Origin of the sequence: Streptomyces atriruber (assembly GCF_001418325.1) — a bacterium.
GTDB lineage: Bacteria > Actinomycetota > Actinomycetes > Streptomycetales > Streptomycetaceae > Streptomyces > Streptomyces atriruber.
On the sequence record NZ_LIPN01000416.1, the window covers coordinates 1 to 10480 of the forward strand.

Here is a 10480-nt window from a genome sequence, read left to right on the forward strand (position 1 = left end):
GCGGAAGGCGTCGGCGAGGGCGCGGGCGGTGGGCCCGTCGACGGCATTTCGCACGGTGGGGCGGGACAGCACGATGGTGGTGATGGGGCCTGCGCGTTCGCTGCGTACCGGCATGGGGCAAGCCGACCACGGGAACGGGGCGCCGGACAAGGTGTGTTCGGGCCCCCGCTCCCCCGTGCACGCGACGCGCCCCGCCCCTGGTGAGGGGCGGGGCGCGTCATACAGGAGCGCCGGCCGGACGCGGACTGCGGAAGGCGGAGCGCCACCGGCCGGTGCCCGACGCCGGTCAGGCCTTGCGGCCCCGCGTCGTCTTCTTAGCGACCGCCTTCTTGGCGGAGCCGGTCTCCTTGGCGGAGGCGACCGACTTCGTGGCCGTGCTCTTCTTCGTGGCGGCCGTCTTCTTCGCGGTGGCGGCCTTCTTGGCCGCGCTCGCGCTCTCCGCCTCGGCCGCCTTGCTGGCGACCTTGCCCAGAGCCGGACCCACGCCACCGGCCGCCGCCCGCGCCGCGGCCGTCTTCCTCGTGCCCTCGGCCCTCGCCGCCACCACCTTCTTGGCGGCCGACTTCTTCGCGGCGGTCTTCTTCGCGGGAGTCTTCTTCGCCGCCCCACGCCCCTGCGAGGGCAGTGCGTCGCTGATCCGGTCCGCCGAGATGATGTCCCGCAGGAACTTGCCGGTGTGGCTGGCCGGGACCCCCGCGACCTCCTCGGGCGTGCCTTCGGCGATGACCAGGCCGCCGCCGTTGCCTCCCTCGGGGCCCATGTCGACGACCCAGTCCGCGGTCTTGATCACGTCGAGGTTGTGCTCGATGACGATGACCGTGTTGCCCTTGTCGACCAGGCCGGAGAGGACCGTGATCAGCTTGCTGATGTCCTCGAAGTGCAGACCGGTGGTCGGCTCGTCGAGGACGTACACGGTCCGGCCCGTCGACCGCTTCTGGAGCTCGGAGGCCAGCTTCACGCGCTGGGCCTCGCCTCCGGAGAGCGTGGGCGCCGACTGCCCGAGGCGCACGTACCCGAGGCCGACGTCGTTGAGCGTCTTCAGGTGACGGGCGATGGCGGGCACGGCCTCGAAGAAGGCGAGCGCCTCCTCGATCGGCATGTCGAGGACCTCGGCGATGGACTTGCCCTTGTAGTGCACGTCCAGCGTCTCGCGGTTGTAGCGCGCGCCGTGGCAGACCTCGCACGGGACGTACACGTCCGGGAGGAAGTTCATCTCGATCTTGATGGTGCCGTCACCGGAGCAGTTCTCGCAGCGACCGCCCTTGACGTTGAAGGAGAAGCGGCCGGGCAGATAGCCCCGGACCTTCGCCTCCGTGGTCTCCGCGAAGAGGCGGCGGACGTGGTCGAAGACTCCCGTGTACGTCGCCGGGTTCGACCGGGGGGTGCGGCCGATGGGCGACTGGTCGACGTGCACGACCTTGTCGACCAGCTCGTCGCCGTCCACGCGCGTGTGGCGGCCGGGGACGGACCGGGCGCCGTTCAGCTCGCGGGCCAGGTGCGTGTACAGGATGTCGTTCACGAGCGTCGACTTGCCCGAGCCCGAGACGCCCGTGACCGCGGTGAGGACGCCGAGCGGGAAGGAGACGTCGATGTCCTGGAGGTTGTTCTCCCGGGCGCCGTGCACCGTGAGCTGCCGGGACGGGTCGGCCGGGCGGCGGACGTCCGGGACCGGGATGGCCTTCTTGCCCGACAGATACTGCCCGGTGATCGACTTGTCGTTGGCGAGCAGCTCCTTCATGGAGCCGCTGTGCACGACCTTGCCGCCGTGCTCGCCCGCGCCGGGGCCGATGTCGACGACCCAGTCGGCGACCTTGATCGTGTCCTCGTCGTGCTCGACGACGATGAGCGTGTTGCCCATGTCGCGCAGGCGGACGAGCGTCTCGATCAGGCGGTGGTTGTCGCGCTGGTGGAGGCCGATGGACGGCTCGTCCAGGACGTACAGCACGCCGACCAGGCCGGAGCCGATCTGGGTGGCCAGGCGGATGCGCTGGGCCTCGCCTCCGGAGAGGGTGCCCGCGGCGCGGTTCAGCGAGAGGTAGTCCAGGCCGACGTCGACCAGGAAGCGCAGCCGTTCGTTGACCTCCTTGAGGACCCGCTCGGCGATCTTCTTGTCGCGGGCGCCCAGCTTCAGCTCGGCGAGGAAGTCCGCGCAGTCGCTGATGGACATCGCGGAGACCTCGGCGATGGACTTCCCCATGACCGAGACGGCCAGGACGATCGGCTTGAGGCGGGTGCCCTCACAGGTGGGGCAGGGCACCTCGCGCATGTACCCCTCGAAGCGCTCGCGGCTGGCGTCGCTCTCGGCCTCGCTGTGGCGGCGCTTGACGAAGGGGACGGCGCCTTCGAAGGCGGTGGTGTAGACCCGCTCGCGGCCGTACCGATTGCGGTAGCGGACCTCGATCTGGGTCTTGTGGCCGTTGAGGAGGGCCTTCTTGGCGCGCTGCGGCAGGCCCGCCCAGGGCATGTCGGTGGAGAAGCCGAGAGCGTCGGCCAGGGCTCCGACGAGCCGGCCGAAGTACTCCTTGGTGTGGCCGTGCGACCAGGGGTGGATGGCGCCCTCGTCGAGCGACTTGTCCTCGTCCGGGACGATCAGCTCGGGGTCGACCTCCATGCGCGTGCCGATGCCGGTGCAGTCCGGGCAGGCGCCGAAGGGCGAGTTGAAGGAGAAGGAGCGGGGCTCGAGCTCCTCGAAGGACAGGTCGTCGTAGGGGCAGTAGAGGTGCTCCGAGTACATCCGCTCGCGCTCGGGGTCGTCCTCGGGGAGGTCGACGAAGTCGAGCACGACCATGCCGCCGGAGAGGCCGAGGGCGGTCTCCACGGAGTCGGTGAGGCGGCGCTTGGCGGAGTCCTTCACCGTGAGGCGGTCGACGACCACCTCGATGGTGTGCTTCTCCTGCTTCTTGAGCGTGGGCGGCTCGGAGAGCTGGATCGTCTCGCCGTCGACCCGCGCGCGGGAGTACCCCTTCGTCTGGAGGTCGGCGAAGAGGTCGACGAACTCGCCCTTGCGCTCGCGGACCAGCGGCGACAGGACCTGGAAACGGCTGCCCTCGGGCAGTTCGAGGACCTTGTCGACGATGGCCTGCGGCGACTGCCGGGAGATCGGGCGGCCGCACTCGGGACAGTGCGGCTTGCCGATGCGCGCGAAGAGCAGGCGCAGGTAGTCGTAGACCTCGGTGATGGTGCCGACCGTCGAGCGCGGGTTGCGCGAGGTCGACTTCTGGTCGATGGAGACCGCGGGCGAGAGGCCCTCGATGAAGTCGACATCCGGCTTGTCCATCTGGCCCAGGAACTGCCGGGCGTACGAGGACAGCGATTCGACGTACCGCCGCTGGCCCTCGGCGAAGATCGTGTCGAACGCGAGCGAGGACTTGCCCGACCCGGAGAGTCCGGTGAACACGATGAGGGAGTCACGCGGGAGATCGAGCGAGACGTTCTTGAGATTGTGCTCGCGCGCGCCACGGACGATGAGACGGTCGGCCACGCCGGTCCGCACCTTTCTTGAGAGAAGAGACAGGGGGCAGAACCCCCGTCGTTCACAGACTAGGGCGAGCCACTGACAACGCCGGGCCGCTTCCCTGGTTCCACGTACACAACAAACCCGGACCTTCAAGAATGCCCGATGCCGCCCCCGACCATATAGCACGCGTATTCGATTTGAGGGCGGGTTCGGAGCCCTTCACCCGAACGTGTGGCACAGCTATGGTCGACCGCATGATTGATCATGTGCGCGACCTGGCGTCTGTACGTGACGCGACCGACCGGCTGCTCAGCGCAGCGGGGAAACTGAACAACGATTCGACTGCCGAACCGTCACGGCTGCCGGGCTGGAGCCGCGGCCACATCCTCGCGCACATCGCGCGGAACGCGGACGCACTGGTGAACGTCCTCGCCGGACGCCCGATGTACGAGAGCGCGCAGACGCGCGACGCGGACATCGAACGGGATGCGCCGCGACCGCTGGACGTGCAGCTGGCGGACGTGCGCGAGAGCGGGGCCCGCTTCCTGGCCGAGGGCGAGCGCCCCGCCGACTGGTCCCGCACGGTGGAGCTGCGCAACGGCATCACCGACTCCGCGTCCCGGGTGCCCTTCCGTCGCTGGGTCGAGGTGGAGCTGCACCATGTCGACCTCGGCATCGGATACGAGCTGGAGGATCTGCCCGAGGAGTTCGTGCAGCGGGAGATCGCGTTCCTGACGGCACGCTTCGCGGGGAACCCCGACGTCCCGCCCACCCTGCTCACGGACGGCACGCACGCGTGGAGCACGGGCCGGGAGGGCCGACCCGAGATCACCGTCTCCGGGCCCGCGCCCGAGCTGGTCGGCTGGCTCGCCGGCCGCCGGGACGGCTCCGCGCTCACGGCCGAAGGGGGCCTCCTGCCGCCCCTGCCCCCGCTATAGGCTGAGGCACATGACGTACAGCGGAGCGGTGAAGGTCGGCGGGCCCGCGGATGTGCACGAGCTGCCGGACCTGATGATTTCGAAGGTCGCGGTCGGGCCGATGGACAACAACGCCTACCTGCTGCGCTGCCGGGCCACCGGCGAGCAGCTGCTGATCGACGCGGCGAACGACGCCGGGACGCTGCTGACGCTGATCGGTGACGACGGCATCGCGTCCGTCGTCACCACGCATCAGCACGGCGACCACTGGCAGGCCCTGGCCGCCGTCGTGGACGCCACCCGGGCGCGGACGTACGCGGGCCGCGAGGACGCCACCGGCATCCCCGTCCCGACGGACGTCCTGGTCGACGACAACGACACGATCACGGTCGGCCGCGTCACGCTGACCGCGCGGCACCTGGTGGGCCACACCCCGGGTTCGATCGCGCTGGTCTACGACGACCCGCACGGCCACCCGCACGTGTTCACCGGCGACTGCCTCTTCCCGGGCGGCGTCGGCAACACGCGGAAGGACCCGGTGGCCTTCGCGAGCCTCATCGGCGACGTCGAGACGAAGATCTTCGGGACGCTGCCGGACGAGACGTGGGTCTACCCCGGCCACGGCGGCGACACGACGCTCGGCGCCGAGCGGCCGCAGCTCGCCGACTGGCGCGCACGGGGCTGGTGAAGCAGCCCGGTCGAAGCAGGACCGGTGACCCCGGGGGTACGCGTCACGCCCCGGCGGCGACCAGCGCCGCCACTCGCTCCACGGCGAACGCGTACCCCTGCACACCGCACCCCGCGATGACGCCGTCGGCGCGCTGCGAGACGTAGCTGTGGTGCCGGAAGGCCTCGCGCTGGTGGATGTTGGAGATGTGCACCTCCAACACCGGCATCCCGTCACAGGTGTTGAGCGCGTCCAGGATCGCGACGGACGTGTGGGAGTAGGCCGCCGGGTTGATGACGATGCCCGCGTGGTGCTCGCGCGCTTCGTGGATCCAGTCGACCAACTCGCCCTCGTGGTTGGTCTGTCGCAGGTCCACGGTCCCGCCGTGCGCGGCCGCGGCCTTGGCGCACAGGGCCTCGACGTCGGCGAGGGTGTCCGTGCCGTAGATCTCGGGCTGGCGGCGGCCGAGGAGGTTCAGGTTCGGGCCGTTCAGGATCATGATCGGGGCGGTGGCGAGGCTGCGCGTCATAAGGGAGGTCTATCACGCCTCCCGCGCGCGCGAGGACCCCTGTCCAGCTCCAGAACGGTCGCCATGAGTTACCGGTTGTCACTATGGGTAGTTGACGCGGCATGCACCGAACTGCGCCACCCTCACTGCCGCGGCTCGCGGCCGCCTCGCTCGCCGGGACCGCCATCGAGTTCTACGACTTCTTCATCTACGGGACGGCGGCGGCTCTGGTCCTGGGGCCGTTGTTCTTCCCCACGTTCTCGCCGCTCGCCGGAACCCTCGCCGCCTTCGCGACCTTCGGGGTGGGCTTCGTCGCGCGTCCGCTGGGGTCCGTCCTCTTCGGGCACATCGGCGACCGGCACGGGCGGCGCCCCGTGCTCATCGCGTCGCTGCTCCTCACCGGCGTCGCCACGGTCGCCGTCGGCTGCGTACCGACGTACGGATCGATCGGGATCGCCGCTCCCGTGCTCCTCCTCGTGCTGCGCTTTCTGCAGGGCCTCGGGCTCGGGGGCGAGTGGGGCGGTGCCGTGCTGCTGACCGCGGAGCACGCGCCGGCCGAGCGGCGCGGGCTGTGGGCGAGCTTTCCGCAGATCGGCCCCTCGGTCGGGTTCCTGCTGGCCAACGGCATCATGCTGGCCCTGTCCGCCACCCTCACCGAGGCGCAGTTCGCGGCCTGGGGGTGGCGGGTGCCGTTCTGGGTCGCGGGCCTGCTCGTGGCGGCCGGTCTCGCGCTGCGCAGCTCGCTCGCCGAGAGCCCGGACTTCCTGGAGCTGCGCGAGCACGCGCGCGTGCCGCTCGCCGAGGTGGTGCGCGGGCACTGGCGGCTGGTCCTCCTGACGGCGGGCGCGCTCGCGGTCGGATACGCGGTGTTCTACGCCGTGACGACCTGGTCGCTCTCGTACGGAGTGGAGCGGCTCGGCGTGAGCCGTACGGTCATGCTGGCCTGCGTCATGGCCGCGGTGGTGGTGAAGGGCGCCCTGACGCCGCTGGTCGCCGTGCTCGGCGACCGGTACGGGCGGCGGCCGTTGTGCCTGCTCGGCTGCGCCGCGACGGCCCTGTGGATGTTCCCGATGATCGCGCTGCTCGCGACCGGACAGCCGCTGCTGATGTTCACCGGGTTCCTGGTGGCGATGCTCGCGTTCATCACGATGTTCGCCGTGATCGGCGCGTATCTGCCGGAGCTGTACGAGCCGCGGATGCGCTGCACGGGCGCCGCGGTCGGCTACAACCTCGGCGGGGTCGTCGGGGGCGCTCTCACCCCGATCGTGGCGACCGCGGCGGCGCACGGGGACGGGACGCCGTGGGGCGTGGCCGCGTATCTGACGGGCATCGCGCTGCTGAGCCTCGGGTGCTTCGCGCTGCTGCCGGAGACCCGGCCGGTCGCGGTCCCGGACCCGGCTGCCGCTACGGGGTGACCGCGAGCTCCAGGAACGCCGCGAACAGCACCAGATGGACCCCGCCCTGCAGCGGTGTGGCGCGCCCCGGCACGACCGTGAGCGTGCCGACGATCACGGTGAGCGCCAGCAGCACCATGTGGGTCGAGCTCAGCCCGAGCACGAGCGGTCCCGACAGCCACACGGAGGCGATGGCGACCGCCGGGATGGTCAGCCCGATGCTGGCCATCGCCGAGCCGAGGGCGAGGTTGAGGCTGGTCTGCACGCGGTCGCGGCGGGCGGCGCGCATGGCCGCGATGGTCTCCGGGAGCAGCACGAGCAGCGCGATGATCACGCCGACGACGGCGTGCGGCATGCCGGCGCTCTCCACGCCCGACTCGATCGTCGGGGACACGCCCTTGGCCAGGCCGACCACGCCGATCAGCGCGAGCCCGAGCAGCCCCAGGCTCAGCATCGCCGCCTTGGCGGAGGGGCCCTCGGCGTGGCTGTCGGTGTCGATGACCTCGCCCTGTTTGGTGAGGGGCAGGAAGTAGTCGCGGTGCCGCACGGTCTGGGTGGTCACGAAGATGCCGTAGAGGACGATCGAGGCGATCGCGGCGAAGGTCAGCTGGGCCGTGGAGAACTCGGGGCCCTGCTTGGTGGTGGTGAACGTCGGCAGGACCAGGCAGAGCGTGGCCAGCGTCGCGACGGTGGCGAGGGCGGCGCCGGTGCCCTCGGGGTTGAAGACGGCGACGCGGTGGCGGAGCGCGCCCACCAGGAGGCAGAGCCCGACGATGCCGTTGCAGGTGATCATCACGGCGGCGAAGACGGTGTCCCGCGCGAGGGTGGCACTCTTGTCGCCGCCGTCGGCCATGAGGGTGACGATCAGCGCCACTTCGATGATCGTCACCGCTACCGCGAGGACGAGTGAGCCGAAGGGTTCGCCGACGCGGTGCGCGATGACCTCGGCGTGGTGGACGGCGGCGAGCACCGACCCCGCGAGGATCAGCGTCACCACGACGACCACCACGCCGGGCAGGTCCCGCCCCCAGGTGAGAGCGAGGAGAACGATCGCGAGGACCGGCACCACGGCCGTCCACTGCATGCCGAGCGCCCGGAGCCGAGTGACCATGACTCGATGCTGCCCCGGGCGCTCTGGTGCCGCTACTCGGTGACTCCCGCCCGGTGCGGGGCGGGAGTCGTGCCGTCAGGCCTCGATGCTGTCCTTCCGGGCGTCGCCCTCGGCCTCGGCCGCCGCCTGCTGCTCCTGCTTCTTGGAGGCGATGAGGCTGGTGATCGTGGTGATCACCAGGACGCCGCAGATGACGCCGAGCGAGACCGGGATGGAGATCTCGGGGACGTGCACCCCGTTCTCGTGCAGGGCGTGCAGCACGAGCTTCACACCGATGAAGCCGAGGATCACCGACAGGCCGTAGCTGAGGTGGACCAGCTTCCTGAGGAGTCCGCCGATCAGGAAGTACAGCTGGCGCAGGCCCATCAGGGCGAAGGCGTTGGCGGTGAAGACGATGTACGGGTCCTGGGTGAGGCCGAAGATCGCGGGGATGGAGTCCATCGCGAAGAGCACGTCGGTGGTGCCGATGGCGAGCATGACGACCATGAGGGGCGTCATGATCTTCTTGCCGTTCTTCTTGATGAACAGCTTCGTGCCCTCGTACCGGTCCGAGACGCCGAACTTCTTCTCGATGGACTTCAGGAGGCGGTTCTCCTCCCAGTCCTCTTCCTCGTCGTCGGCACGGGCCTCCTGGATGAGCTTCCAGGCGGTGTAGATCAGGAACGCGCCGAAGATGTAGAAGACCCACGAGAAGTTGGCGATGACCGCGGCGCCGGCGGCGATGAAGATCGCTCGCAGGACCAGGGCGATCAGCACGCCGAACAGCAGAACCCGCTGCTGCAGGTGGGAGGGCACCGAGAACTTCGCCATGATCAGGATGAAGACGAAGAGGTTGTCCACGGAGAGGGACTTCTCGGTGATGAAGCCCGCGAAGAACTCGCCGGACGCCTGGCTCTCGCCCGCGATCAGCAGGCCCAGGCCGAAGAGTGCGGCGAGGACGATCCACACGATCGTCCAGATTCCGGCTTCCTTGATCGACACGTCATGGGGCTTGCGCCCGATGAAGAAGTCGACCGCGATCAGGGCACACAGACCGAGAACGGTCGTCACCCACAGGGTCATTGAAACGTCCACTGCGCCTCCGGCGTCGTACGGCTACTGATCAGCGTCGTCGCTGCCGGAGGTCTCTTCCACCCGAGGCGGTTGCCGCCATGAGTCGGGCCGACGCCCCGGGACCGATGGCGGTCCGTATTGACGGGTACGTCGCAGCCGGGAGTACTCCCCTCCGCAGGTAGAAGCGTACGCGAAACACCAAGCATTGGTAAAGAAGACGGTAAACAAGAGCCAAAAGTCCTGGTCAGAGACTTACAAAAGTCGCTTTAACGTCAACGTCCGCCGTTGCGCCGGGCCGTCGCGACCCGGTCGAGGACCTGCCGCAGGATCTGGCTGCCCGGCGGGAACACCGGCGGGTCGTACGTCCACGTGTGCCCGACCCAGGGGTCGGCCAGGTGGTCGTCGGGCACCGGCGTCAGCCGCAGGAGCGCACGCCACAGGGGGTCGAGCAGCGGCCCGTACTCCGCGGCGTCCTCGCGGTCGGCGACCATCATGAGGTGGACGCCGACGGCCGGGCCCTCGTCCGCGAGATAGCGCAGCCGGGTCACGGCGCGGTCGTCGAAGCCGTGCGGGAAGTCGTTGACGATCAGGAGCTGCTCGGCGATGTCCAGGTCCGGCGGCAGCGCGTCGGCGGCGCCGCCGCGGACGGCCATCTGGACCAGGTCCACGCGCTGGGTGAGCCTGCTGAGGACCTCCTCGGCACCGGCCGCACCGGTGGCCGGGGGCCCGGCGAGCACGCCGGCCGACACGAGCGGTGCGAGCGCGGGCGCGGCGGAGCCGGCCGCGTCGATGACGTGCACCTGGAACTCGCCCGCCGGATAGGCCGCGAGGAGCCGGGCCGCGTGCGCGACCGCGGTGTCCATGGCCAGCCTGCGCAGCTCGGTGGAGTCCGTGAAGGAGTTGGTGAGGGCCTTGCCGCTGTCGATCCACAGGCCGCGCTCCAGGGGCAGCCGGACGAGCATCGGGATCCGCAGGTCGACACGCTCGGGCAGATGGAGGTCGCCGAGACGCAGCGCCATGGGGATCTCCATCGGCGCGCGGTAGGCGTGCCAGGCGGGGTTGCTCCACGATGCGTACGCCGGGGGCAGGGCGGGCTCGACGACGTCGGCCTCGGCGGCGAGCTGGGCCAGGTCGCGGTCGAGGGCTGCCCTGGCCTGGCCGACCAGGTCGGCGTGCTTGGCGCGGGCGGTCTCACGGGCGGCGTCACCCGCGCCGCCGATGCGGCTGCGGGGGTCGGAGAGGACCTTGTCGAGCTCCTGCTCCATGCGGGAGTCGGCGAAGTCGACGGCGCTGCGGTACGCCGCCGTGGTGCGGGCCAGGTCCTCGAACATGCCCCACACCTGGTTGTAGAGCCGCTCCTCCATGGACCAGCC

7 protein-coding genes and 2 pseudogenes are annotated in these 10480 nt (G+C 70.2%); 3 read left to right on the top strand and 6 right to left on the bottom strand.

Going from position 1 to position 10480, the window contains the following annotated elements; translation table 11 throughout:
- Window positions 1–114: pseudogene (locus tag AOK03_RS44470) on the bottom strand (crotonase/enoyl-CoA hydratase family protein); the annotation flags it as partial.
- A 172-nt stretch (window positions 115–286) separates the two neighbouring features.
- Window positions 287–3481 (bottom strand): excinuclease ABC subunit UvrA, encoded by a 3195-nt coding sequence (gene uvrA / locus AOK03_RS34260; RefSeq protein ID WP_055569282.1) that lies wholly within the window; start codon window positions 3479–3481, stop codon window positions 287–289.
- A gap of 230 nt (window positions 3482–3711) precedes the next feature.
- On the opposite strand from uvrA, the gene AOK03_RS34265 reads away from it, so the two are divergent.
- Together AOK03_RS34265 and AOK03_RS34270 are read left to right on the top strand one after the other, a co-directional pair.
- The gene (locus AOK03_RS34265; RefSeq protein WP_055569286.1) at window positions 3712–4395 is read left to right on the top strand and encodes a maleylpyruvate isomerase family mycothiol-dependent enzyme; all 684 of its coding nucleotides are present in this window, start codon (window positions 3712–3714) and stop codon (window positions 4393–4395) included.
- A gap of 10 nt (window positions 4396–4405) precedes the next feature.
- The gene (locus AOK03_RS34270; RefSeq protein WP_055569283.1) at window positions 4406–5062 is read left to right on the top strand and encodes an MBL fold metallo-hydrolase; all 657 of its coding nucleotides are present in this window, start codon (window positions 4406–4408) and stop codon (window positions 5060–5062) included.
- A gap of 43 nt (window positions 5063–5105) precedes the next feature.
- Here AOK03_RS34270 and aroQ read toward each other — a convergent pair whose 3' ends face one another.
- Entirely contained in the window at window positions 5106–5570 is a 465-nt protein-coding gene (gene aroQ / locus AOK03_RS34275) for a type II 3-dehydroquinate dehydratase (RefSeq protein WP_055569284.1), read from the bottom strand.
- A gap of 101 nt (window positions 5571–5671) precedes the next feature.
- Between aroQ and AOK03_RS34280 the strand changes: the two genes are divergently transcribed.
- Window positions 5672–6964: an MFS transporter gene (locus tag AOK03_RS34280; RefSeq protein WP_208609651.1), complete on the top strand. Its 1293-nt coding sequence runs from the start codon at window positions 5672–5674 to the stop codon at window positions 6962–6964.
- On the opposite strand, the gene AOK03_RS34285 is transcribed toward AOK03_RS34280, so the two are convergent.
- From AOK03_RS34285 to AOK03_RS34295, 3 genes and pseudogenes are all read right to left on the bottom strand, one after another.
- Complete coding sequence (locus AOK03_RS34285; RefSeq protein ID WP_055569285.1) at window positions 6954–8054, bottom strand: calcium:cation antiporter; 1101 nt, start codon at window positions 8052–8054, stop codon at window positions 6954–6956. The two genes, AOK03_RS34280 and AOK03_RS34285, sit on opposite strands and share 11 nt — an antisense overlap.
- A gap of 75 nt (window positions 8055–8129) precedes the next feature.
- Window positions 8130–9128 carry a TerC family protein gene (locus tag AOK03_RS34290; RefSeq protein ID WP_079075136.1) on the bottom strand — a complete coding sequence of 333 codons (999 nt, stop codon included), beginning with the start codon at window positions 9126–9128 and terminating at the stop codon, window positions 8130–8132.
- Window positions 9129–9379: 251 nt separating this feature from the next.
- A pseudogene (locus AOK03_RS34295) lies at window positions 9380–10480 on the bottom strand (TerD family protein); the annotation flags it as partial.

Coding starts and splice junctions, on each gene's coding strand:
- AOK03_RS34265 (WP_055569286.1), top strand. CDS start 3,712: ATGATTGATCATGTGCGCGACCTGGCGTCTGTACGTGACGCGACCGAC.
- AOK03_RS34270 (WP_055569283.1), top strand. CDS start 4,406: ATGACGTACAGCGGAGCGGTGAAGGTCGGCGGGCCCGCGGATGTGCAC.
- aroQ (WP_055569284.1), bottom strand. CDS start 5,570: ATGACGCGCAGCCTCGCCACCGCCCCGATCATGATCCTGAACGGCCCG.
- AOK03_RS34280 (WP_208609651.1), top strand. CDS start 5,672: ATGCACCGAACTGCGCCACCCTCACTGCCGCGGCTCGCGGCCGCCTCG.
- AOK03_RS34285 (WP_055569285.1), bottom strand. CDS start 8,054: ATGGTCACTCGGCTCCGGGCGCTCGGCATGCAGTGGACGGCCGTGGTG.